Genomic DNA, 22,420 nt, shown 5'->3' with positions numbered 1-22,420 from the left:
AGGAGATGCATCATGTACAACGCGAAGGTTTCCCCCGCTGTCCAGGTCGCAACGCCGGTCCGCCGTGCCCCGCGACCCGTGCCCACCGCTCACTGGGTTCCGACCGTCGGCCCCGACGGGCGCCGGCGCCTGAGCATGCAGTGGTCCGTCTCGCGGCGCGCGCTCGACGTACCCACCCCGCGCGCTGCCTGACACCGCACGTGCGCAGCACTGACGCGGGTGCTGGTGCGCACGGCGGGGTCGTGCGCACCAGCACCCGCTGTCAGCGGGCGAACATCCGCGCGTTGGCCGCCTCCACGTCGGCGTACTGCTGACCCGCCGAGGCGAGCGCCCGCTGGATCTCCTCAAGCGACTGCCGCACCCGCTCCTGGGTCCCGCGCCACTCCGCGGCGACGCCCTGGAAGCCGTTGGCGGCCTGCCCCTTCCAGCTCGACTGCAGGTCCAGCAGGTTGCGCATCATCCGGTCCACCTCCGCCGTGATCGCCCCCACCGACGTCTGCACCGCGGCGCTGGCCTGACCCACCCGTGCGCTGTCGACCTCGAACCGGCTCATGGCAAGCTCCTCCGCTCGGGAAGCCGCGGGTTCCCTCCGCGGCGAGCGAGGACGACGGTCGCCCTCGCTGCCCGCGACCGTAGGGAGGGCGCCCCCGTGCGGTGCCGCCGTCCACAGCACCGGCCCGAGGCCGCTGCGGCACCGGGGTTGTGCACACCTCGATGACGCTGCTCATCGACCCGCCCGCCTGGCACGCCCACGGCCGGCAGTGGTCCCACCTGGCCAGCGACGACTCCTACGCGGAACTGCACGCGTTCGCGGCGCGCCTCGGCGTGCCGCGCCGGGCCTTCGAGGGCGACCACTACGACGTCCCCGCCGACCTGCACGCCCGCGCCGTGGCGGCCGGCGCCCGCGCCGTCAGCACCCGCGAGCTGCTCACCCGCCTGCGGGCGGCCGGGCTGCGGCGACCCAAGCGACGCGGCGAGAAGGTCGTGAGCAGCCGGGACGCCGGGGACCTGCGGATCGACGTCGTCCTCTCCGCGCGGCTGCCCCACCCGCACGGCAGCCGGCACCTGGTGCAGCTCGACGCCCCGGGACGGCGGCTGCGGACCGTGCCCACCCCCAGCGGCGCCGACCTGCCCGTCGCCGCGCCGGGGGACCCGCACGAGGACGCGCACGGCGAGGTCCTCGGATTCCGCCGGACCTGGCGGCTGCAGGGGGGCCGCCGCGTCCTGGTCCACGACGGACTGCTCCGGGTGGACCTCGCCCCCGCGGCCGGCGCCGCCTGGACCCCGTTCGGGGACCTGCCCCCGCGCTGGTGGTCGCCGCTGCTGGTGGCCGCGGGGATCCTGCCGCCCGCCGGCGGAACCGGCCCCTGAGCGCACACAGTGCCCGAGCGCACATGATGCCCGAACGCGCACGGTGCCCCCGGGAGCTTCCCGGGGGCACCGTGCGACTGCGCGGGCTGAGGTCACTCCTGCGGGCGCGCCCCCAGGGTGACCTCCAGGTCCTCGCGCGCGCCGTCGCGCACGACGGTCACCGTGACGACCTGCCCCACGGCCCGCTCCCGGATCGTGGCGATGAGGTCCTCACCACCGGTGACCTCCTCACCGTCGACGGCGATGATCGCGTCACCGTCGCGCAGACCCCCCTCGGCGGCCGCGGTTCCCGGCTCCACCTGGGCGACCTGGGCGGCGGAGCGGCGGGCCCCGTCCACCTCCACGCTCGCGTCCCGCGGGGCCAGCCCGACACCGAGGCGCGCGTGCTGCGCGGTGCCCTTCTCGGCGAGCTGGTCACCGATGAGCTTGGCCTGGTTGGACGGGATGGCGAAGCCCAGGCCGATGCTGCCCGACGTCCCGCCGCTGGCGCTCCCGAGGGAGGCGATCGAGGAGTTGATGCCGATCACCCGGCCGCTGGAGTCCAGCAGCGCACCGCCGCTGTTGCCCGGGTTCACCGCCGCGTCGGTCTGGATGGCGTTGGTGACTGCGCTCTCCCCGCCCGCCCCGAGGGAGTCGCTGGGCTCCTGCCGGGTGGTGACCGGACGGTCGACGGCGCTGATGATGCCCGTCGTCGCGGTCTGCGACAGGCCCAGCGGGTTCCCCAGCGCCATCACCGGCTGACCCGGCGAGACCTGGTCGGAGTCGGCGAAGACGGCCGGCTTGAGCCCCTCGGGCGGGTTGTCGATCTCGATGATGGCGAGGTCGGTGCCGGGGTCGGTGCCGACGATGCTCGCCGCGAACTGGCGGCCGTCGTCGAGCGTGACGGTGATCCGCGCGCCGCTGCCGCCGCCGGAGATGACGTGGTGGTTGGTGATGATGCGCCCGCGGTCGTCCCAGACGACACCGGAGCCCTCACCGGCACCGCCCTCGGCGCTGACGGCCACGGCCACGACGCTCTGGGCCACCGAGGAGACGACCTTGCGCCAGTCGGGGGCCGTGACTCCCGTCCCCGGCTCCACCGGCGCTGCGGCGCCCGAGTCAGGACGGGCGCTGAGCTCGGCGAGGCCCTGGTCGCCACCGGCGACGAGGGCACCGGTGAGGGCGCTCGCGGCGACCGCGCTGCCCAGCATCCCCGCGGTGAGGGCCAGCCAGCCGGGACGGCGGCGCTCGCGGCGCGGGGCCGGCGGCGGGGCGAACGCCTGCAGCGGCTGCGTCCGGTTCGCGTACGGGTCGCCGTACCCGCCGTACTGGTCGCTGTAGCCGTTGGCGTAGGGGTCGCCCTGGGCGTAGCCGGGGGAGTAGGGGTCGCCCTGGACCCGGGCGTACGGGTCGGCCGGTGCGTGCTGGCGCGGTCCGGTGAAGCCGACCTCGGGGGTGCCGTAGCGCGATCCGTGCGCCTGCTGCCCGTAGCCGTGCGGGCCGGTGGGCGTGGGGTTGCCCCAGGGGGTCGAGGGCTGCTGCGGCTCGCGGTCGGCGGGGCTGGTCATGGTGCTCACCTCGGGGTCGGTGCGGCGTGCGTCGGTACGTCCATCAACGGTTCCCCGCCTGGAACGAAGCCCGGCCGGAGCTGGATGTTTCCTGTGAATCTGGCGCATCCCACCGGGCGCCGCGATTCCTGCACGCCCCCGGTGCCCCCGAACGGGCCCGTCGTCGTCTCCGGGGCCGTGCTCAGGAGGTGGGCGTCCCGGCCGGGGGGGCCAGCCGGAAGCGCAGCCTGAAGGTGGCCCCGCCGCCCGGCGTCGCCGTCACCGCCACCGTCCCCGCGTGGCCCTCCACGATCGTCGCAGCGATCGCCAGCCCCAGTCCCGAGCCGCCGCCGGTGCCGCGCCGGCGGGAGGCGTCGACCCGGTAGAAGCGCTCGAAGACCCTGGCGGCGTCCTCCTCCGGCACGCCCGGGCCGTGGTCGCGGACCTCCACGACGGCCTCGGGCCCGCTGGGCCCCTGCACCGGGCCGACGGCGACCTCCACCGGCGTGCCCTCGGGGGTGTGGTGCAGGGCGTTGGCCACCAGGTTGGTGAGGACCTGGCGCAGGGCCGCGTCGTCGCCCGCCACCACCGTCGGCCGCACGGGCGCCCCCTCGGGCAGGCCCACGAGCCGCACCCCGCGCTCGGGGGCCAGGGCGCGGGCGTCGTGGACGGCGTCGGAGGCGAGCACCGCCAGGTCCACCGGCTCGCGCGGTGCCGAGCGGCGCCGCTGCGCCTCCTCCAGCCGGGCCAGGGCCAGCAGGTCCTCCACGAGGCCCCCCAGCCGGGTCGACTCCGCCTCGATCCGCTCCATGGCGCGTGCGACGTCCTCGGGCTGCTGCAGGGCCCCCATCCGGTGCAGCTCGGCGAAGCCGCGGATGGCCGCCAGGGGGGTGCGCAGCTCGTGGCTGGCGTCGGCGACGAAACGCCGCATCTGCTCCTCCGAGCGCTGCCGGGCGCGGAACGCCCGCTCGACGTGGCCGAGCATCTCGTTGAGGGCCCCGGACAGCCGCCCGACCTCCGTCGCGGGCGCGGCCCCGGGGACCCGCTGGGAGAGGTCTCCGGCGGCGATGGCGGAGGCGGTGCCCTCGATCTGCACCAGCGGCCGGAAGGCGCGGTGGATGGCCACGGCCCCGAGTGCGGTGCCCGCCACGAGGACCGCGGCGCCGACGAGCAGCTGGATGGTGCGGAAGGCGTCGACGGTGCGCTCGACCTCGGCCAGCGGGAGGGCGACGGCGACCGCGTGGCCGGTGGTGGTCAGGTGGGCCGTGACCCGCCACCGCCCGTCGTCCCCGGCGGAGCCGACGGTGAAGGGCCGCTCGCCGGCGCGCTCCACGAGGTCGGCCGTCACGGGCGGCAGGTCCGGGCGGACCGGACCGCCCGGCTGCTGCGGCTGGTAGGCCCCCACGACCTGCCCGTCGAGGGTGCTGAACTGCACGTAGAAGTCGCTGGGCAGGAGCTGGTCGTCGCCCGCCGCGCCGGGCAGGACGACGGAGCGCACGATGGACGGCCCCGACTGCACCAGCCGCTCGTCCACGCGCGCCTCCAGCGCGCTGCGCAGCAGGTGCAGGGACGCGACGCCCGTGGCGGTCATGGCGGCCAGCAGCAGCGCCGCGACGAGCGCGGGCAGGCGCACGCGCAGCGGCGTCGCGGCCAGCCTCTGCCGCAGCTCGGCGGGCAGCGCGCGCAGCGGGACCCCGCTCACCGGGCCCTCCTCATCCGGCAGTGCCCGGCCGGTACCGCTCAGCCGGCATCGGGGGGCAGGCGCAGCACGTACCCCACCCCGCGCCGGGTGTGGATGAGCGGGGCGAGGCCCTCGGTGTCCAGCTTCCGCCGCAGGTAGGAGATGTAGGACTCCACGATCTGCGCGTCGCCGTTGAAGTCGTACTCCCAGACGTGGTCGAGGATCTGCGCCTTCGACAGGACCCGGTTCGGGTTCTCCATGAGGTAGCGCAGCAGCTTGAACTCGGTGGGGGACAGCTCCACGGCCCGTCCCGCGCGCCGCACCTCGTGGGAGGCGTCGTCGAGCTCGAGGTCGTGGAACACCAGGCGGCCGGCCGACGCCGCGCCCGGGCCGCCGGTGCGCCGCAGCACCGCGCGGATGCGGGCCACGACCTCCTCCAGGCTGAACGGCTTGGTCACGTAGTCGTCGCCGCCCGCGGTGAGCCCGGCCACCTTGTCCGCGGTGTCGTCGCGGGCGGTGAGGAACAGCACCGGCACGTCCGCGCCTCGCTGCCGCAGCTTGCGGGTCACCGTGAAGCCGTCCATGTCGGGCAGCATGACGTCGAGGACCACGAGGTCGGGCCGCTGCCGGCCGGCCAGGTGCAGCGCCTCGGCGCCGTCCTTGGCGGCCTCGACCTCGAAGCCCGCGAAGCGCAGGCTGGTCGCGAGGAGCTCGCGGATGCTGGGCTCGTCGTCGACCACGAGGAGCCGGGCTTCGGGGGTGGACGGTGGGCGCTGCACGCGCCCAGTCTGCTCCTCCTCCCCGCGGGGCACCGGATCCGGGCGTCTCAGGAGCGCCGCAGCGCCGGTTCCACGTGGTCGCGCCAGGAGTGCTTCGGCTCGTAGCCGAGCAGTTCGCGGGCGCGGTCGATGGACAGCAGCGTCTGGTGGCCGGGGACGTCCTCGATGACCTCCACGCCGGGGAACTCCTCGCGCAGGGCGTCGAGGGAGGGGCGGTCCAGGACCGTGTCGGCGGCGGCGATGATGAACGACTGCGCCCCGTCCAGCGGCGCCTCCAGCCCCAGCCGGCACGCCGCGGCGGCGTCGCGGGAGTCGACGTAGCCCCACAGGTTCCACCGCCGCAGCGTCGGGCGGCGCCACACCTCGGGGAAGTGCTGGTAGTCCTCGGGGGTCAGGACGTTGGAGAAGCGCAGCGCGACGAAGGGGATGCCGCTCCAGCGGGAGACCTGCTCGGCGACGATCTCGCTGGCCACCTTCGACAGCGCGTACGCCGACTCCGGGCGGGGGTAGTGGTCCTCGTCCACGGGCACGTAGTCCGGCGGGTTCTCGAAGGGCAGGCCCAGCGTCGTCTCGCTGGAGGCCCACACGACGCGTTCCAGGCCGGCGCGCGCGGAGGCGGTGAACACGTTGTAGTTCATGGTCGTGTTGTCGGCGAAGGTCACCGAGTCGGGCAGCAGGCCGGGGGCAGGGATGTTGGCCAGGTGCACGACGGCGTCCACGCCGTCGAGCAGTTCCACGGCCTGGCCGAAGTCGGTGAGGTCGGCGCGCAGGAAGGGCGCCCCCAGGTCCCTGCCGGGGTCGCGCTCGTCGGTGGCGCGGACGCGGTAGCCGTTGGCCAGGAGGTCGGCGACGACGGCGCCCCCGACCCGGCCGCTGGCGCCGGTGACGCACACGGTCCTCACCGGACCGGGCAGGCCGTCGACGACGGGGCGCGGAGCGGCCACCGGTGCCGCGCCGCCGGACTGCTCGGGCTCGATGCTCATGCGCGCAGCCTAGGGAGGTGCCCCGGGGACCGCCAGGGTGCTGCGGCAGACTGCGGGGGTGCTCCGCGACGTCCTGGCTGTGCGCTACGTGGCCCCGCTGCGCGAGGGGGGCAGCCTCCCGGGGCTCTGCGAGGCCGACGACGACGGCACCTACGTCGTGAAGTTCCACGGCGCGGGGCAGGGGCGGCGGGTGCTCGTGGCGGAGGTCGTGGCCGCCGGGATTGCCGCCGCCCTGGACCTCGAGGTGCCGGAGCTGGTGACCGTCGAGGTCGACCCCGTCATCGGCCGCAGCGAGCCCGACGAGGAGGTGCAGGACCTCCTGCTGCGCTCGCCGGGGACCAACCTGGGCATGGACTTCCTGCCCGGGGCGCTGTCGCTGGACCCGGCGGTGGACCCGGTGGACGCGGACTGGGCGGTGCGGGTGCTGTGGCTCGACGCGCTGGTCCTCAACGTCGACCGGTCCTGGCGCAACCCGAACGCGCTGTGGTGGGGCGGGCGGGCCTGGCTCATCGACCACGGGGCGTCGCTGTACTTCCACCACGACTGGCCGCGCGCCGCGGCGGGCGTGCAGCGGCCGCTGCGGCACGCCGCGGACCACCTGCTGCTGCGGGCGGCGGCCCCGGTGGAGGAGGCCGACGCGGAGCTGGCCGCCCGGCTGCCGGAGGAGGTGGTGCGTGCGGTGCTGGCGGAGGTCCCGCAGGTGTGGCTGGAGGACGAGCCGGGGTACGACTCGCCGCAGGCACTGCGCGACGCCTACGCCGGGTGGTTCGCCGCGCGGCTGGCGCAGGGGCGGCCGTGGGTGGCGGACCTCGCGGACGTGCAGCGGCAGGCCGCCCGGCAGGGGGACGGTCGTGGCTGAGCGCTCGGGGGCGGTGCTGTACGAGTACGCGGTGCTGCGGGTCGTGCCGCGGGTGGAGCGAGCGGAGTTCCTCAACGCCGGGGTGCTGCTGTGGTGCCGCTCGGCGGAGTTCCTCGGCGCCCGCACGGGGCTGGACGAGGCCCGGCTGCGGATGCTGGCGCCGGACGCGGACGTCGAGGCGGTCCGCCGCCACGTCGAGGCGCTGGAGCGGGTGTGCGCGGGCGCGGACGGGGCGGGGGCTCCCGCCCGGGAGGCGCCGGGGCAGCGCTTCCGCTGGCTGACGGCGCCGCGCAGCACCGTCCTGCAGACGTCGGGCGTGCACTGCGGCCTGACCCGGGACCCGGCGGCGGAGCTGGAGCGGCTGTTCGGGGCGCTGGTGGGCTCGTGAGGGCGAGCGCGTCCCGGCGCCGGTGGCGGGCCGTGCCGGCGGTGGCGTTCGCGTTCGCCGTCACCGTCAGCGCCGTGGTCCTCTTCGCGCCCCGTTCCGGTTCGGGCTGGGACGTGCCGCACCTGGACAAGGTGGTCCACGTCGCCGTCTTCGCCCTGCTCGCCGGGACAGCGGCGTGGCTGTTCGGGCGGCTGCGGGCGGTGCTCGCCGGGTGCGTGGTGTACGCCGTCGGCAGCGAGGTCGTGCAGCACGTCCTGCTGCCCCGCCGCTCCGGCGACGCCGCCGACGTGGTCGCCGACTGCGCCGGCGCGGGAGCGGCGCTGCTGCTGGCCCGCGCCGTGCGGAGGCGGCGGGCGCGCCGGGGGTGACCCCGTGCGCGCCCGCCGCCCCCCGTCCCGGTCAGTCGCGCCAGACCTGCGCGACGGCCGGCCGCGGGCGGCGCGTGCCGTCGTAGGGGAACAGCGAGGCGGGCGCCTCGATGCTCGCCCCGTCGACCTCGCCGGGGTGCTGCACGGCGACGAAGACCCGGCTGTCGTCGGTGATGACGGGACCGCAGGTCTCGGCTCCCACGGGCACCGACAGGAACTGCCGCACCCGGCCGCGGTCGGGCCCGTCCACGACGACCTCGTAGAGCCCGTCGTTGTGGCCGAGGGCGTTACCGTCGGTGGAGATCCACAGGTTCCCGGTGGAGTCGAACGCGACGTTGTCCGGGCAGGAGATCGGCGACACCTGGTTCTTGTCGAACCCGCCGAAGTAGGTGCTCTGGTCGGCCGGGTCGCCGCAGACGAGCACGAGGTTCCACGAGAACGTGGTGGCCGCGGCGTCGTCGCCCGCCTCGGTGATCTCCACGACGTGCCCGTCCTTGTTGAGCGGGCGGGGGTTCGCCTCGTCGGGGCCGGGCCGGCCGGCGGTGCCGCGCCGGGTGTTGTTCGTGCAGGCGACGTAGACGCGGCCGTTGACGGGGTTGCGCTCCACGTCCTCGGGCCGGTCCATCTTGGTGGCGCCGACGGCGTCCGCCGCGAGGCGGGTGTGGACGAGCACCTCCTCGACGCTGAAGCCCTGGACCTTCGAGCGGCCACCCTCCACGAGGGGCACCCAGCGGCCCGTGCCGTCGTAGCGGCCGTCCTCGGTGCCGTCGCCGGTGAACACCGCGACGTAGAGGTCGCCGTCCTCCAGCAGCGTCATGTTGTGCCGGCGGGCCGAGGCGGACCTCCCCGGCTTGAAGCGCTTGCTGGAGACGAACTTGTAGAGGTAGTCGAACCGCTCGTCGTCGCCCATGTAGGCCACGGCGCGGCCGTCGGCGGCGATGGAGATCGTCGCCCCCTCGTGCTTCATCCGGCCCAGCGCGGTGTGCTTGCGGGGGGTGGAGTGCGGGTCGGTGGGGTCGATCTCGACGACCCAGCCGAAGCGGTTGGGCTCGTTCGGCTCCTCGGCCACGTCGAAGCGCGGGTCGATGCGCTCCCAGCCGCGGCCGGACCCCGTGATGCCGTAGCGCGCCAGCGCGGGGTCGGTGGAGCCGGGGACGGCCTTGAAGTAGCCGTTGAAGTTCTCCTCGCCCGACAGGACGGTGCCCCACGGGGTGGTGCCGCCGGCGCAGTTGTTGAGGGTTCCCAGGACCTTGCGGCCGGTGTGGTCGGCCTTGGTGCGCAGGTACTTCGAGCCCGCAGCGGGTCCGGTCACGTGGAACTCGGTGGTGGCGGTGACGCGGCGGTTGAAGGCGGACTCGCGCAGGTACGCCCACGGGGACTTGCTGTTGTGGCGGCGGAGCTCCACGACGGACATGCCGTGCGCCGCCATGGCGATGCGCAGCTGCTCGTCGGTGGCGTCGGTCGCGCTGGTCCAGCCGCGGTGCATGAACTTCTCGTTGGTGTACTCGTGGTTGCACACCAGCAGGGCGCGCTTGCGGCCCTGCAGCGGCAGGATCGTCGTGTAGTCGTTGTTGTAGCCGAACTGCCCGGCCTGCGCCTCGGCCGTCTGCTGCTCCGGGTCGAACTCGGGAGCGCCGGGCAGGATCGGGTCGCCCCAGGCGATGAGGGGGGCCCACGTCCAGCCCGTGGGCACCTCGAAGGAGTCGACGGTGTCGGGCACCGGGGCGATCGCCTGGAAGTCGAGGGCGCGCCGGGGGGCGTACGGGTCGGCCTGCGGGGCGAGCAGGTCGTCCGGTGCGGCCGCGGCGGCGGAGTCGGCGCCGGCCGCGGTGGCCCCGACGGCGCCGAGGGCGAGGATGCCGGCGAGGACGCCCCGGCGGGAGACCGCGGAGCGCACGACGTCGCCGAAGTACTCGTTGCCCGTGGTGTTGGGGACGGGCTGGGCGCAGGCGTCGCCGCAGCGGAAGTGGCACGTCATCCGGCTGCGCTTGCCGGCGGGCTGGTGCCCCGCGAGGGCGAGGGTGAGCATGGGTCGGTTCTCGGGTGCGATGGTCACGACGCCTCCTGTGCGCGAGCCGGTGCCCTCAGGGGGCACCGGCGGGGTGGTGCGCGCACTCGGCGTTGTCCGCCCGTGCGCTCGCCGCCGACGGTAAGCCCGCCTTCAGGTGGGTTCGGATACGTGACGGTGACCCTGCGGTGAACCGGACGTGAAGCACTTGAGAGGCACGGTGCGGCGGCCGTTCTCCTGAGGTGCGCCTCACCTCACCGCGAGATCGCCAGGTTGCCGGAGGGTGACGGGGCGACGGCGGAGAGCGGGAGCGCGACGCGCGGTGGACGACGGCGCTAGGTTCGGGACCGGCCCGCCGGCAGTGCGCCGGGCGGCGCCGAGGACCGCCGAGGAGGGCGCCGTGACCGCTGAGCTGGCCGCCGACAACCCCTTCGCCGTCCCGAGCGGGCTGCCGCACGGGCTGCCGCCCTTCGGTGCCCTCCGGTTCGAGCACTTCGCGCCGGCGTTCGAGGCGGGCATGGCCGAGCAGCTCGCGGAGGTCGAGGCGATCGCCACCGATCCCCGCGAGCCCGACGTCGAGAACACCCTGGAGGCGCTGCAGCGCTCCGGGCGGCTGCTGGGCCGGGTCGGTGCGGTGTTCTTCGCCCTCGTCGGTGCGGACTCCTCGCCGGAGCTGCAGGAGCTCCACGCCTCGATCGCGCCCCGGCTGGCCGCCCACGCCGACGCCGTGCGCCTGGACCCGCGGATCGTGGCGCGCATCGCGGCGCTGCACGAGCGCCGCGACGACCTCGGTGCCGACGCGGAGACGCTGTTCCTCCTGCGGCGCCTGCGCTCCGACGCGGAGCGCGCCGGTGCCCTCCTGCCTCCCGAGCGGCAGGAGCGCCTGCGGGAGCTGAACGCGCAGCTGTCGGAGCTGACGGCGGCCTTCTCCGACGCGCTCCTGGCCGACACCAACGCCTCCGCCGTGCACGTGGACGACGCCGCCGAGCTGGCCGGCCTGAGCGCCGGCGAGCTCTCCGCCGCACGGGAGGCCGCCCGCGCCCGCGGCCTCGACGGGTACCTGGTCTCCCTCGTGCTGCCCACGGCGCAGCCGGTCCTCGCGGCGCTGCGCTCCCGTCGCGTGCGCGAGCGCATCCACCGCGCCTCGGTCGCCCGCGGCGCCCGGGGTGGCGCGCACGACACCCGCAGCACGCTCCTGCGCATCGCGTCGCTGCGCGCCGAGCGCGCCGCGCTGCTCGGCTTCGCCGGCCACGCCGACCACGTCGTGGCCGACGAGACGGCGGGGACGGCCGAGGCCGCGCAGGCGATGCTCGCGCGCCTGGCGCCCGCCGCCGTCGCCAACGCCCGGCGGGAGGCCCGTGAGCTGACGGAGGTCCTCGCCGCCGCGGGGGAGCAGGGGCCGCTGCGGGCCTGGGACTGGGCCTTCTGCGCGGAGCGGCTGCGGGGGCGGGTGCTCTCCCTGGACGCGGAGGCGCTGCGCCCCTACTTCGAGGCGGAGGCGGTCCTGGCCGACGGGGTCCTGGCCACGGCGAGCCGCCTCTACGGGCTCGGGTTCACGGAACGGGCGGACCTTCCCCGCTACCACCCGGACGTGCGGGTGTTCGAGGTGCGCGACGTCGACGGGTCCTCGCTGGGGCTGTTCCTGCTGGACCTGTTCGCGCGGCCGTCCAAGCGGGGCGGGGCGTGGATGACGTCGTTCGTCGAGCAGTCGTCGCTGCTCGGCTCCCGTCCCGTCGTCCTCAACGTGCTCAACGTGCCCAAGCCGGCGCCGGGGGAGCCCGCGCTGCTGAGCCTGGACGAGGTCACGACGCTCTTCCACGAGTTCGGGCACGCGCTGCACGGGCTGCTCTCCGACGTGCGCTACCCCCGCTTCTCCGGAACGTCCGTGCCCCGCGACTTCGTGGAGTTCCCCTCGCAGGTCAACGAGATGTGGGCCTTCCACCCGGACGTCCTGCCCCGCTACGCCCGCCACCACGGCAGCGGGGAGCCGCTGCCGGCGGAGACCGTGCGCGCGTTGGCCGCGGCGCAGCGGTTCGGGCAGGGGTTCGCCACGACGGAGTACCTGGCGGCGGCGCTGCTGGACCAGGCGTGGCACCGCGTGGCGCCGGGCGAGCTGGACGGGATGGGCGCGGAGGACGTCGAGGAGTTCGAGGCGCGGGCGCTGGAGGCGGCGGGGGTGGCGCTGGAGGAGGTGCCGCCGCGCTACCGCAGCACCTACTTCAACCACGTCTTCGGCGGTGGCTACGCGGCCGCCTACTACTCCTACCTCTGGAGCGAGGTCCTCGACGCCGACACGGTGGAGTGGTTCGGGGAGAACGGCGGGCTGTCGCTGGAGAACGGCTCGCGGTTCCGGCGGCTCGTCCTGGCCCGCGGCGGCAGCACCGACCCGCTGGCGGCGTACCGGGAGTTCCGGGGGCGGGACGCGCGGATCGAGCCGCTGCTGCAGCGCCGGGGGCTCACGCAGGAGTAGCGGAGCGCGAGCGGGTCGCGGGGAGCCCGCGCGCCCTGCGCAGGAGCCGGACCCGGGCCGACCAGCGGGCCGGGCTGGTGGGTGGGCGCCCCGTGGCGGCGAGTTCGGCGTTGTCGAAGAGGTCCTGCACCAGCGCCTCGTGCAGCCAGCGGATGACGAGGGGCCACAGCAGCACCATCGCGCCGCCGCAGCGGCCCGCCACGGTGTGGACGAGGCGGCAGCGGTGCGGCCCCTCGGGGACGATCAGCAGTTCGTGGTGGCCGTCGAGGCCGATCCGCGGGTCGAAGGCGAACCGCAGGCGGCGACCGGGTTCGTACTCGGCGACGTGGTAGCGGATGGGGCCGTGGCCGCCGCGGGAGCCGGGGGTGAGGCCGGCGTCGAGGCGCAGGCGCGGCCACGCGGGGCTGGGCCAGACGCGGTCGTCCGGCGTGGCCAGTTCGGCCATGAGCTCGCCGAGCCGTTGCGCCGGTGCGTGGATCCGCCGTTCCTGGATGTTGCGCATCTGGACCTCCGAGGCGTTGCGGGAGAGCGGGTGCCGCCAACCGTACGCTAGCGTATGGACATGGCACGTGAAAGACGCAGGCTCAGCGCCGAGGACTGGGCCGAGGCCGCGCTTCAGGCGCTCGGCGACGGCGGCCTCGCGGCCGTGGCGGTGGAGCCGCTGGCGGCACGGCTCGGTGCGACCAAGGGCAGCTTCTACTGGCACTTCGCCAACCGGGAGGCCCTCGTGACCGCCGCTCTGGAACTGTGGGAGCGGCGCTCCACCGAGGCCACCATCGCCTCCCTGACCGTCGAAGCCGACCCGGTGCAGCGGCTGCGGATGCTGTTCACGCGAGCCGCCGGCCGCGGCGAGGGCAACCCCGCCGAGCTCGCCGTCCGGGCGGCCGCCACGAACGACACGGTCGCCCCCGTGCTGCGGCGCGTGATGCAGCGCCGGGTGGGCTACCTCGTCGGGTTGTTCGAGGAGATCGGCTTCGGCCCCGCGGAGGCGGCGCGCCGGGCGATGCTCGCGCACACCGCCTACCTCGGTCACGGGGAGCTCGAGACCCGACTGCCCGGAACCCTTCCCCTGGACAGGGCGGGAGGACTGCCCGCCTACGTGGACTCCGTCCTCACCCTGCTGCTCGCCGACGCACCCCGACAGGCCGAGGAGGCCCCCCGATGAGCGACCCGATCGAGCAGTTCCTGCCCGTCCACGACCACCGCGCCGTCCACGAGATCCGCCTCGCGGCGCCTCCGGAGCGGGTGTGGGCGGAGGCGATGGCCCTCACCCCGGCGGAGCTGCCGCTGCCGCGCCTCCTCATGGCGCTGCGGTCGCTGCCGCAGCGACTGCGCGGCGGCGGGGCCGGTGTCCTGGGCGGTTCCGCGCCTCTCGCGGAGCTGTTCCGGGCGGACGGGCGCTGGATCACGCTGGTGGAGGAACCCGGGCGCCTGATCCTCGTCGGGCGCGCCGCCCGGTTCTCCAGCCCCGTTCCGGACGGACCCTCCGCGGTGCAGGACGCCCGGGGCTTCGCCGCCTGGACCGCCCCCGGCCTCTCCAAGGCCGTCGTGCTCCACGAGGTGGTTCCGGAGGGGGCCGGTTCCCGGCTGGTCACCGAGACCCGCATCCGGACGGCCGACCCGGCATCGCGCCGGGTGTTCGCCGCCTACTGGTTCCTCATCCGCCCAGGCGTCGGCCTGATCCGGCGCAGCGTGCTGAGGGCCGTCGCGCGCCGGTGCGCAGGCCCTGCCGGTGTGCGGGGACCGCTCGCAGGCAGTCGCTGAGCGGGGCACGCGAACGCGCCCCCCACCGGAGGTCCGGTGAGGGGCGCGTGGCGCGGGACGGGCTCGTCAGAGCCTGGTCACCTGGCTGGCCTGCAGGCCCTTCTGGCCCTGCGTGACCGTGTACTCGACGCGGTCGTTCTCGTCGAGGCTGCGGTAGCCGTCGCCGGCGATCTCGCTGAAGTGGACGAACACGTCGGCGCTGCCGTCGTTGGGGGCGATGAAGCCGAAGCCCTTCTCGCCGTTGAACCACTTCACGGTGCCCTGAGCCATGTTTGATCCTCCAGGATCGACGCTCCACGAGGAGCTCGTCGCCGAGGGGCTGGCCAGAAAGAGGCGAGCGAGTGCCCTCGTGAAGATCCCGGGGCGACTGCTGCACATCGAGAACTGCGACTGATGACGACCGTAGCACGCTGCGGGGCCCCCGAGTCGGGTGGCGCCCCGAACGGTCCTGCGCCACCTCGGGGCGGCCGGCTGAGGACCGCTCACGGGCGCCGTGCTCACAGCGGCCAGCCGGCCCGGGCCTGCAGCAGCCACGGCAGGACGAGGGCCACGGTCGGCAGCAGCAGCACCGCGGCGGCCAGCGCGCACATCGCGGCGCCGGCCGCCCGGGAGGGGCGGGGGGCGCCGGGGGAGAGCCGGTCGAGCCGGCGCAGGCGCTCGCGCTCGGCGTCGCGGCCGGTGCCGGCGGCCTCCGGGGGCGCGGCGACGGCCCCACCCATGGTGGCCAGCGCCCCGCGGAGGGGCTGGTCGCCGTGGTGCCTGCGGGCGGCGTCGTCGGCGGCCATCTCCAGGAGCAGGTGGACGGCGTCGAGCGCGGTGCGGCTGCGCAGGGGGCGCGGCACGGCGCGGTGGACGGCCGCGAAGGCCTCCAGGACGAGGTCGTGGCGGGCCCGCAGGTGCGCGTGCTCGTGGTCGAGGACCGCGGCCAGCTCCTCGCGGGTCAGCGCGCGCAGCGCCCCACCGCTGACGACGACGCGGGGGGAGCGCCCGGGCAGGCAGTAGGCGAAGGGCACCTCGCCGTCGAGCACCCGCAGGCTGCCCGCGGGCAGGTGTCCCTCGACGTCGCCGTGCTGCTCCGCGCGGTCCAGCAGGTCGACGAGCATGCGGTGCCGGGCGCGGCGCCGGCGGGAGCCACCGGTGACGGCGACCAGTGCGGCGAGGAGCCGGGCGACGATGAACCCGGCGACGGCGAGGGCGCCGAGGAGGATCCACTCCGCGCCGAGCGGCCCGGCGCCGCGGGCCCGGACGTACTCCTCCGGGGCGGCGAGGACCACGCCGATCGCGGAGAGCACCGAGGCGAGGGTGACGGCCTGCCAGAGCACGATCGCGGCGCGCGGTTCGCGGCTGGTCCAGCGGGCGCGGGCGAGGGCGGGGGGCACGAAGCGGGAGAGCGCCAGCCCGAGGGCGCCCAGCAGGAGCGCGGTCATCGCGGACGGTGTCCCGGGACGCGGCTCGGCCGGCGGGTCAGGGGAGGGAGCCGCGCGCGGTGCGGTCCAGGGCTGCACGCAGTGCGGCGGCACCCTCCGGGCCGACCCGGCCGACGAAGTGGACGAGGGCCGCGTCGCGCGCGGCGCCGTCGGGGGTGGCGCCCAGCGCCTCCAGCATGAGCGCCGCGGTCATCTCCTCGCGCGTCTGGGTCGGGGCGTAGCGGTAGGCGCGGTCGGCGCGCTCCTGCCGGACGACGCCCTTCTTGGCGAGGCGGTCGAGCACCGTCATGACGGTCGTGTAGGCGAGGTCGCGCTCCGGGCTGAGGCGCTCGTGCACCTGGCGGACGGTCAGCGGCTGCCCGGCGTCCCAGAGCCGGGCCATGACGTCGCGCTCGAGATCCCCCAGGCCCACCATCCGGCCACTGTAACCCAGCTCACGAAGGTCTACGGGGTGGGTCGTACTACGTCGAGTAGTATCTACGACAAGAGGTCGTAGACGAGCTGTCCGGAAGGGACACCATGGCTCTCGACGTGCTGGACCTGACCCGCCTGCAGTTCGCGGTGGTGACGATCTACCACTACCTGTTCGTGCCGCTGTCCATCAGCCTGTCCGCGGCCGCCGCCTGCCTGCACACCGCCTGGCTGCGCAGCGGCGACGAGCGTCACCGCGCCCTCACCCTCCTCGTCGGCAAGCTCCTGCTCGTCACCTTCGCCGTCGGCGTCGTGACCGGCCTCGTCCAGGAGTTCCAGTTCGGCATGGCCTGGAGCGCCTTCGCGCGCTTCTACGGCGACGTCTTCGGCCCCACCCTCGCCATCGAGGGCATGCTCGCCTTCTTCCTCGAGGCGACGTTCCTCGGGCTGTGGTTCTTCGGCTGGGGCCGCATCCCGCCCCGCCTGCACCTGGCCACGATCTGGACCGTCGCGGTGGGCACCCTCATCTCCGCCTACGTCATCCTCGCCGCCAACAGCTTCATGCAGAACCCCGTGGCCTACGCCCTCGACGAGGAGACCGGCCGCGCCCGGCTGACGAGCTTCTCCGAGCTCATGCTCAACGAGGTCGGCCTCGCCGCCTTCCCCCACACGATCGCCGGCGCCGCGATGGTGGGCGGCTCGCTGCTGCTCGCGATCGGGGCCTGGCGCACCTGGACCCGGCCCGCCGACGGCGACCCCCGGCAGGCGGGCGCCTTCGCGCTGCTGGCCCGCGCCGGGGCCTGGACGACGGTGGTCGCCGGCGTGCTCACCGCCGTCAGCGGCGACGTCCTCGGCAAGGTCATGACGCGCGTGCAGCCCATGAAGATGGCCGCCGCGGAGGCGCTGTACTCCACCACCTCCGGCGCGCCCTTCTCGCTGTTCGCCGTCGGCCGCCCCGGCGGCGGCGAGCCGCTGTTCAGCCTGGAGATCCCCTACCTGCTCTCCGTGCTCGCCACGGGCGACCCCACGGCACAGGTGCAGGGCATCGACGACCTCCAGGCGCAGTACTCCGGGCAGTTCGGCCCCGGGAACTACGTGCCCGTCGTGCCCCTGGCGTACTGGGCGTTCCGCGGCATGATCGGCGCCGGGATGCTCGCCGCGGGACTCGCCGCCGCCTACCTCTGGCTGACGCGGCGAGGCCGCACCCCGGGCGCGGGTCGCGCCGGGCGGGCGCTGCTGCGGGCCCTGCCCCTGCTGCCGCTCCTGCCCACCGCGGCGAACACCTTCGGCTGGGTCTTCACCGAGACCGCCCGCCAGCCGTGGCTCGCGTTCGGCCTCACCCGCACCGCCGAGGGGATCTCCCCGGGCCTCACCGCAGCCGAGGTCCTGCTGTCGCTGGCCGGGTTCACGCTCGTCTACGGGATCCTCGCGATCGCCTGGCTGAAGCTCGTCCTGCACCTGGGCCGCCAGGACCTGCCGCTGCGCGCTCCGGCCGTCGTGGCCCAGCGCACCGCCTCCGAACCCGGAACCGCTCCCGAACCCGGCACCGCCCCCGGGTCGCACGCCGCGGACCGGCCGCTGCCCGCCGACGTCCCCGCCTACTGACCGGACCCTGCCGACCGGACCTGCTGACTGGAGATGGCCGTGGACCTCGTGACCGTCTGGTTCGCCCTCGTCGTGCTCTGCTGGGTGCTGTTCTGCGTCCTGGAGGGGTTCGACTTCGGCGTCGGCGTGCTCGCGCCCGTGCTCGGCCGCGACGACTCCGAGCGCGGCGCGGTGGTGCGCACCGTCGGCCCGTTCTGGGACGGCAACGAGGTCTGGCTCGTCGCCGCGATCGGCGTGACCTTCGCCGCCTTCCCCGACTGGTACGCCGCGATGCTCTCCGGGCTGTACCTGCCGTTCGCGCTGTTCCTGCTGCTGCTCGCCGGCCGCGGCGTGGCGCTGGAGTTCCGCGCCAAGGGTGACGGCCTCCGCTGGCGGCGCCGCTGCGACGCCGCGCTGGCCCTGTGCTCCGCCGGGGTCGTCGCCCTCCTCGGGGCGGTGCTGGCCGTCCTCGCCGTCGGCCTGCCCCTCGGGCCCGACGGCGAGGTCGCCTCCCGCCCCGGCGCCCTCGCCGGGCTCGGCCGCAGCACCGCGCCCCTGCTGAGCCCCGAGGCGGGCGCCGGGGCGGTGCTCGCGCTGCTCGTGGCGGTGCTGCTCGGCGCCACGTTCCTCGGGCTGCGCACGACCGGCCCGGTGCGCGAGCGCGCCCGACGGGTCGCGGTGCGGGTGCCGCTCGGGGCGGCCGCGGTGGCGCTGCTCGTGGCTGCGGCGGGCTGGACCGCCGCAGGAACCGCCTCCGCCGCAGCCGCCGCGCTCGTCCTGCTGGCGGTCCTCGCACACCACCGCCGGGAGGCCGCGGCGTTCGGGCTCGCCTGCGGCCTGACCGCGCTCGCCGTGGTGCTCCTCTTCACCGCCAACGGCGACGTGGTGCTGCCCAGCACCCTCGACCCGGCTGCCTCCCTCACCCGCTCCTCGGCCGCCGCCACGGACTCCGCCCTGCGCCTCGTCAGCGCCTTCGCGGTGGTCGTCCTGCCCGGGGTGGTGGCCTACCAGGCGCTGTCGTACTGGGTGTTCCGCCGCCGTGTCGGCAGCGAGCGCACGGCATGAGCGCGGACCCGTCCGCACCCGCAGCCGGACCTGGACCCGGACCGGCAGCCGAACCCGCAGCGCAGCGCCGCGGCGGTCCGCTCGACCGCCGCCTCCTCGCCCACGCCCGCAGCAGCCGGCCCGGCATCGCGGGGCTCGTCCTCCTCGGTGCGGTGCAGGCAGCGCTCACCGTGGCGCTGGCGTGGGGGCTGGCGCAGGCCGTGGCCGGGCTGGCCGGTGCCGCGGGAACCGGCGGAACCGGCGGAACCGGTGCCGCGGTGTTCGTCGCCGCCGCCTTCGTGCTGCGCGCCGCGCTGACCTGGGCCGAGCAGGCGCTCGCGCAGCGCACGGCGGCCAGGGCCGGCGACGAGCTGCGCCGCAAGGTGCTCACCGCCGCCCTGGGCCGCGGGCCGGCCTGGATCGCCTCGGCCGGCGCGGGGCGGCTGGCGGCGCTGCTGACGGGTGGCCTGGACGGGTTGCGGCCGTGGTTCAGCGGCTACCTGCCCGCGCTGGTGCTCGCCGCGGTGCTCCCGCCGTGCGTGCTGGTGGTGCTCGCACTCACCGACGCGCCCTCCGCGGTGGCCGTCGCGCTCACCCTGCCGTTCGTGCCCGTCTTCGCCGTCCTCATCGGCCTCGCCACGCGCGCCCGGTCGGAGGAGCGCTGGCAGGCCGGCGCCGTCCTGGCCGGGCACTTCCTCGACGTGGTCCGCGGTCTGCCGACGCTGCGCCTGTTCGGCCGCGCCGAGCGGCAGGTGGCCGCCGTGGCCCGCACGACGGAGCGCCACCGCGACGCCACCCTGCGGGTGCTGCGCCTGGCGTTCCTCAGCTCCACGGCCCTCGACCTGGTCGCCACCCTGTCCGTGGGCATCGTCGCGGTGCAGGCGGGGCTGCGCGTCGCGGCCGGTTCCCTCGACCTGGCGCCGGCGTTGTTCGCCATCCTCCTCGCCCCGGAGGCGTACCGGCCCCTGCGGGAGGTCGGAGCCCGCTTCCACGCCGGCGCCGACGCCTCGGCGGTGGTCGCGGACGTCGACGCGGTCCTGCGCGGCGAGGCCCCCGCCCGGCGGCGTGCCCGGTCCGCGGGAACTCCCGCCGTCGAGGCGCGCGACCTCCGCGTGCGCCACCCCGGCGCCCCCGCCGACGCGCTGCGGCTGGCGGGGTTGCGGGTCCGCGGCGGGGAACTCGTCGCGCTGCACGGTGCCTCCGGTGCGGGCAAGACGACGGCGCTGCGGGTCCTCGCCGGAGTCCAGCCGCTGACCGCGGGGGAGGCCCTGGTCGCGGGCCCCGAACCCCTGCACCTGCCCCAGCACCCCGCCCTGACGCACGCCCGCACCGTCGCCGGGGCCCTCTCCCTCGACGGGGAGACCTCGCTCCCGCGGGAGGAACTGCTCGCGGCGCTGGCCCGCGTCGGCCTCGACGCGGAGGTGTCGGCGCTGCCGGGCGGACTCGACGCGCCGCTGGGGGAGCGGGGACGGGGGCTCTCGGCGGGGCAGCGTCAGCGCCTGGCGCTGGCCCGGCTGCTGCGCGCGGCGGCCGGCGAACCCCGGGTGCTGCTGCTCGACGAACCCACCGCCCACCTGGACCCGGACGCCGAGGAGGTCGTGGTGGCGCAGTTGCGCGCCGCTGCCGACCGCGGCTGCGCGGTGCTCGTCGTCGCCCACCGCCCCGCCCTGCTCGCGGCCGCCGACCGCCACGTGCGCATCGGGGCGCCGCCCCCGCCCGGTGCGGCGGTGCAGACGGCGGAACCCCTGCCCCCGCCGGACGTCCGGCCGCAGGCCCCCCGCGCGGCAGGCGAGCCCGCCGGGCTCCCCGGGGCCCGGACCCTCTCCCGGCTCACCGCGCGCCCGGGTTCCGTGGTGCTCCTCGGCGCCTCGTCGTGGCTGGCGGCCCTCACCCTCACCGCCGCCGCGGCGTGGCTGCTGGCCCGTGCGGCCGCCATGCCTCCCGTGCTCACGCTCTCCGCCGCCGTGGTCACCGTGCGCGCCGCGGCCGTGGCGCGCCCCCTGCTGCGCTACGCCGAGCGCCTCGCCGGCCACGAGGCGGCGTTCTCCCGCCTCGCCGCCTGGCGCTCGCAGGTCTACGCCGACCTGGTGCCGCGCATCCCGTCGGCGGTGTCGCGGCGGCGCGGGGAACTGCTCACCCGGGTCGTCGCCGACGTCGACGCCCGGGTGGACGGGTTGCTGCGCGGCAGCCTGCCCGCCGCCGCGGCGGCCGTGCCCGTGCTGGCGGCGCTGGCCGCCGGAGCGGTCCTGCTGCCCGCCGCCGTGCCCGCAGCGTGTGCCGGGGCGCTGCTCGCCGCCGTGGTCGCGCCCGTGCTGGCGGCGCGCCAGGCGCGACGGGAGGACTCCCTGTGCGCCGCCGCCCGCGCCCGCACGGCCGAGGCGGTGCTGGAGACCCTCGACGGCGCCGAGGAACTCGCCCACGCCGGGGATCTCGCCCTCGTGGTTCCCGAGCGCGCCGGCCGCGCCCTGGCCCGCGCCGAGGCCCGGGCCGCCACCACCGCCGGTCTCGCCGCCGCGGTCGCCGTCGCCGGGCACGGGCTGTGGGTCGCCGGCACCGCCGTGGCAGCCGCGCAGGCCGTCGACGCCGGGCGGCTCACCGTGGAGGTCGCCGCGGCGCTGGTGCTGGGGCTCGTCGCGCTCGCCGAGCCCCTGCTCGTCCTGCCGGAGGCTGCCGTCGCCCGCCGCCGCGCCACCGGGGCCCGGGCGCGCCTGACCGAGCTGGCCGCCGCCGCTCCCGCGGCCTCGGAGCCCACGGACCCCGTGGCCCCGCCCGCCGGGCCGGGCCTGCGGCTGCGGGGTCTCGTGGCGGGCTGGGACCCGCAGCGCCCCGCACTGGCCGGCGCCGACCTCGACCTGCCTCCGGGCGGCCGCATCGCCGTGACCGGGACCTCCGGCTCGGGCAAGTCCACCCTGGCCGCCGTCCTCGTGCGCTTCCTCGACCCGGTGGGCGGCTCGGCCACCCTCGGCGGGCAGGAGATCACCTCCCTGCGCGGCGACGACGTGCGCCGGCGCATCACCTGGGTCGGTGACGACACCGGCCACGTGTTCGCCTCCACGGTGCGGGAGAACCTGCGGCTGGCCCGGCCCGGCGCCTCCGACGCGGACCTGGTGGAGGTGCTGCGCCGGGTGCGGCTGGGGAGCTGGCTGACGCGACTGCCGCACGGCCTGGACACCTGGCTGGGGGAGGACGGCAGCACCGTCTCCGGCGGGGAGCGGCGGCGGCTGCTCGTGGCCCGAGCCCTGCTCGCCGACCCGGCGGTGCTCGTCCTCGACGAACCCACCGAGGGCCTGGACGAGCCCACGGCGCGCGCTCTGGTGGCGGACCTGCTGGAGGCCGGCGCGGGGCGCAGCGTCCTGCTCCTCACCCACCGCCGTGAGGGCCTGGACCTCGTCGACCGCGTCCTGCGGCTGCGCGACGGGCGCCTCGTGCCCGCAGAGGCTGCACACGACCGGGACCACCTGCAGGACCACCCCTGGAACCTCGCCACGGCAGGCAGGCGGTGACGGCCAGGGCGGCGCTCCCCCCGAGCAGCACGAGGTTCCCGACGGCGTCCACCGGCGCGGGGGGCAGGTGCCGAGCGTGGTACAGCAGGTGGGGGACCGCGAACACCAGCCACGCCGCTCCGGCCAGGCGCGCGGAGCCCGGCCGGGGCCGCGCCGCCGCCCAGGCGCTGACCACGGCCAGCGCCAGGTGCAGGCCACCGACGTCGCGGATCAGGTGCTCGTTGAACGCGCCGTCCTGCCGCACCCAGCCGCGC

At 76.2% G+C, this 22,420-nt stretch carries 21 protein-coding genes; 11 read left to right on the top strand and 10 right to left on the bottom strand.

Annotated features, from left to right (window positions below):
- Positions 1 to 262: 262 nt before the first annotated feature.
- Positions 263 to 553, bottom strand: coding sequence for a WXG100 family type VII secretion target (locus tag CLV92_RS07720; RefSeq protein WP_104432216.1), 291 nt, complete (start codon positions 551 to 553; stop codon positions 263 to 265).
- Between the two features lie 161 nt (positions 554 to 714).
- Between CLV92_RS07720 and CLV92_RS23210 the strand changes: the two genes are divergently transcribed.
- Positions 715 to 1,371, top strand: a complete 657-nt coding sequence (locus CLV92_RS23210) for a DUF4031 domain-containing protein (RefSeq protein WP_104432215.1) — start codon at positions 715 to 717, stop codon at positions 1,369 to 1,371.
- 92 nt (positions 1,372 to 1,463) lie between these two features.
- Here the strand turns inward: CLV92_RS23210 and CLV92_RS07710 are convergent, their stop codons facing one another.
- The 4 genes from CLV92_RS07710 to CLV92_RS07695 all read right to left on the bottom strand — a co-directional run bounded on the left by CLV92_RS07710 (position 1,464) and on the right by CLV92_RS07695 (position 6,340).
- Positions 1,464 to 2,918, bottom strand: coding sequence for a S1C family serine protease (locus CLV92_RS07710; RefSeq protein WP_104432214.1), 1,455 nt, complete (start codon positions 2,916 to 2,918; stop codon positions 1,464 to 1,466).
- 181 nt (positions 2,919 to 3,099) lie between these two features.
- On the bottom strand, positions 3,100 to 4,599 hold the full coding sequence (locus CLV92_RS07705; RefSeq protein ID WP_211290957.1) for a sensor histidine kinase: 1,500 nt from the start codon (positions 4,597 to 4,599) through the stop codon (positions 3,100 to 3,102).
- A gap of 38 nt (positions 4,600 to 4,637) precedes the next feature.
- On the bottom strand, positions 4,638 to 5,357 hold the full coding sequence (locus CLV92_RS07700; RefSeq protein WP_104432213.1) for a response regulator transcription factor: 720 nt from the start codon (positions 5,355 to 5,357) through the stop codon (positions 4,638 to 4,640).
- A gap of 47 nt (positions 5,358 to 5,404) precedes the next feature.
- Positions 5,405 to 6,340 (bottom strand): NAD-dependent epimerase/dehydratase family protein, encoded by a 936-nt coding sequence (locus CLV92_RS07695; RefSeq protein WP_104432212.1) that lies wholly within the window; start codon positions 6,338 to 6,340, stop codon positions 5,405 to 5,407.
- Between the two features lie 58 nt (positions 6,341 to 6,398).
- Between CLV92_RS07695 and CLV92_RS07690 the strand changes: the two genes are divergently transcribed.
- From CLV92_RS07690 to CLV92_RS07680, 3 genes are read left to right on the top strand one after another with little or no spacing between them, the layout of a single operon-like run.
- Positions 6,399 to 7,199, top strand: a complete 801-nt coding sequence (locus tag CLV92_RS07690) for a HipA family kinase (protein WP_104432299.1) — start codon at positions 6,399 to 6,401, stop codon at positions 7,197 to 7,199.
- Positions 7,192 to 7,587: a DUF3037 domain-containing protein gene (locus tag CLV92_RS07685; RefSeq protein ID WP_104432211.1), complete on the top strand. Its 396-nt coding sequence runs from the start codon at positions 7,192 to 7,194 to the stop codon at positions 7,585 to 7,587. The genes CLV92_RS07690 and CLV92_RS07685 overlap by 8 nt, the downstream gene beginning before the upstream one ends.
- Entirely contained in the window at positions 7,584 to 7,955 is a 372-nt protein-coding gene (locus tag CLV92_RS07680; protein WP_104432210.1) for a VanZ family protein, read from the top strand. Before CLV92_RS07685 ends, CLV92_RS07680 begins: the two co-directional genes overlap by 4 nt.
- Before the next feature lie 31 nt (positions 7,956 to 7,986).
- Here the strand turns inward: CLV92_RS07680 and CLV92_RS07675 are convergent, their stop codons facing one another.
- A complete protein-coding gene (locus CLV92_RS07675; RefSeq protein ID WP_104432298.1) occupies positions 7,987 to 9,984 on the bottom strand; it encodes an alkaline phosphatase PhoX in 1,998 nt (665 codons plus the stop codon).
- A gap of 379 nt (positions 9,985 to 10,363) precedes the next feature.
- Between CLV92_RS07675 and CLV92_RS07670 the strand changes: the two genes are divergently transcribed.
- On the top strand, positions 10,364 to 12,433 hold the full coding sequence (locus CLV92_RS07670) for a M3 family metallopeptidase (protein WP_211290955.1): 2,070 nt from the start codon (positions 10,364 to 10,366) through the stop codon (positions 12,431 to 12,433).
- Here the strand turns inward: CLV92_RS07670 and CLV92_RS07665 are convergent.
- Positions 12,420 to 12,935 carry an SRPBCC family protein gene (locus CLV92_RS07665; RefSeq protein WP_104432209.1) on the bottom strand — a complete coding sequence of 172 codons (516 nt, stop codon included), beginning with the start codon at positions 12,933 to 12,935 and terminating at the stop codon, positions 12,420 to 12,422. The genes CLV92_RS07670 and CLV92_RS07665 overlap by 14 nt on opposite strands.
- Before the next feature lie 60 nt (positions 12,936 to 12,995).
- Between CLV92_RS07665 and CLV92_RS07660 the strand changes: the two genes are divergently transcribed.
- Positions 12,996 to 13,598 carry a TetR/AcrR family transcriptional regulator gene (locus tag CLV92_RS07660; protein ID WP_211290954.1) on the top strand — a complete coding sequence of 201 codons (603 nt, stop codon included), beginning with the start codon at positions 12,996 to 12,998 and terminating at the stop codon, positions 13,596 to 13,598.
- Positions 13,595 to 14,197, top strand: a complete 603-nt coding sequence (locus CLV92_RS07655) for a hypothetical protein (RefSeq protein WP_104432207.1) — start codon at positions 13,595 to 13,597, stop codon at positions 14,195 to 14,197. The genes CLV92_RS07660 and CLV92_RS07655 overlap by 4 nt, the downstream gene beginning before the upstream one ends.
- 66 nt (positions 14,198 to 14,263) lie before the next feature.
- On the opposite strand, the gene CLV92_RS07650 is transcribed toward CLV92_RS07655, so the two are convergent.
- The gene (locus CLV92_RS07650) at positions 14,264 to 14,467 is read right to left on the bottom strand and encodes a cold-shock protein (RefSeq protein WP_104432206.1); all 204 of its coding nucleotides are present in this window, start codon (positions 14,465 to 14,467) and stop codon (positions 14,264 to 14,266) included.
- On the opposite strand from CLV92_RS07650, the gene CLV92_RS22845 reads away from it, so the two are divergent.
- Positions 14,466 to 14,591: a hypothetical protein gene (locus CLV92_RS22845; RefSeq protein WP_281256909.1), complete on the top strand. Its 126-nt coding sequence runs from the start codon at positions 14,466 to 14,468 to the stop codon at positions 14,589 to 14,591. The genes CLV92_RS07650 and CLV92_RS22845 overlap by 2 nt on opposite strands.
- Before the next feature lie 103 nt (positions 14,592 to 14,694).
- Here CLV92_RS22845 and CLV92_RS07645 read toward each other — a convergent pair whose 3' ends face one another.
- Both CLV92_RS07645 and CLV92_RS07640 read right to left on the bottom strand, forming a co-directional pair.
- Positions 14,695 to 15,624: a M56 family metallopeptidase gene (locus CLV92_RS07645; RefSeq protein ID WP_104432205.1), complete on the bottom strand. Its 930-nt coding sequence runs from the start codon at positions 15,622 to 15,624 to the stop codon at positions 14,695 to 14,697.
- Between the two features lie 37 nt (positions 15,625 to 15,661).
- Positions 15,662 to 16,039, bottom strand: coding sequence for a BlaI/MecI/CopY family transcriptional regulator (locus tag CLV92_RS07640; RefSeq protein ID WP_104432204.1), 378 nt, complete (start codon positions 16,037 to 16,039; stop codon positions 15,662 to 15,664).
- Between the two features lie 104 nt (positions 16,040 to 16,143).
- On the opposite strand from CLV92_RS07640, the gene CLV92_RS07635 reads away from it, so the two are divergent.
- From CLV92_RS07635 to cydD, 3 genes are read left to right on the top strand one after another with little or no spacing between them, the layout of a single operon-like run.
- Positions 16,144 to 17,640 (top strand): cytochrome ubiquinol oxidase subunit I, encoded by a 1,497-nt coding sequence (locus CLV92_RS07635; protein WP_104432203.1) that lies wholly within the window; start codon positions 16,144 to 16,146, stop codon positions 17,638 to 17,640.
- 33 nt (positions 17,641 to 17,673) lie between these two features.
- Entirely contained in the window at positions 17,674 to 18,684 is a 1,011-nt protein-coding gene (gene cydB / locus CLV92_RS07630) for a cytochrome d ubiquinol oxidase subunit II (protein ID WP_104432202.1), read from the top strand.
- Entirely contained in the window at positions 18,681 to 22,166 is a 3,486-nt protein-coding gene (gene cydD / locus CLV92_RS07625) for a thiol reductant ABC exporter subunit CydD (RefSeq protein ID WP_104432201.1), read from the top strand. The genes cydB and cydD overlap by 4 nt, the downstream gene beginning before the upstream one ends.
- Positions 22,167 to 22,420 lie beyond the last annotated feature (254 nt).

The sequence above is a fragment of the Kineococcus xinjiangensis genome, assembly GCF_002934625.1.
Taxonomy (GTDB): Bacteria; Actinomycetota; Actinomycetes; order Actinomycetales; family Kineococcaceae; genus Kineococcus_A; species Kineococcus_A xinjiangensis.
The sequence above is the reverse complement of the archived record's forward strand: the minus strand, read 5'-3'. Positions and strand labels throughout refer to the sequence as shown.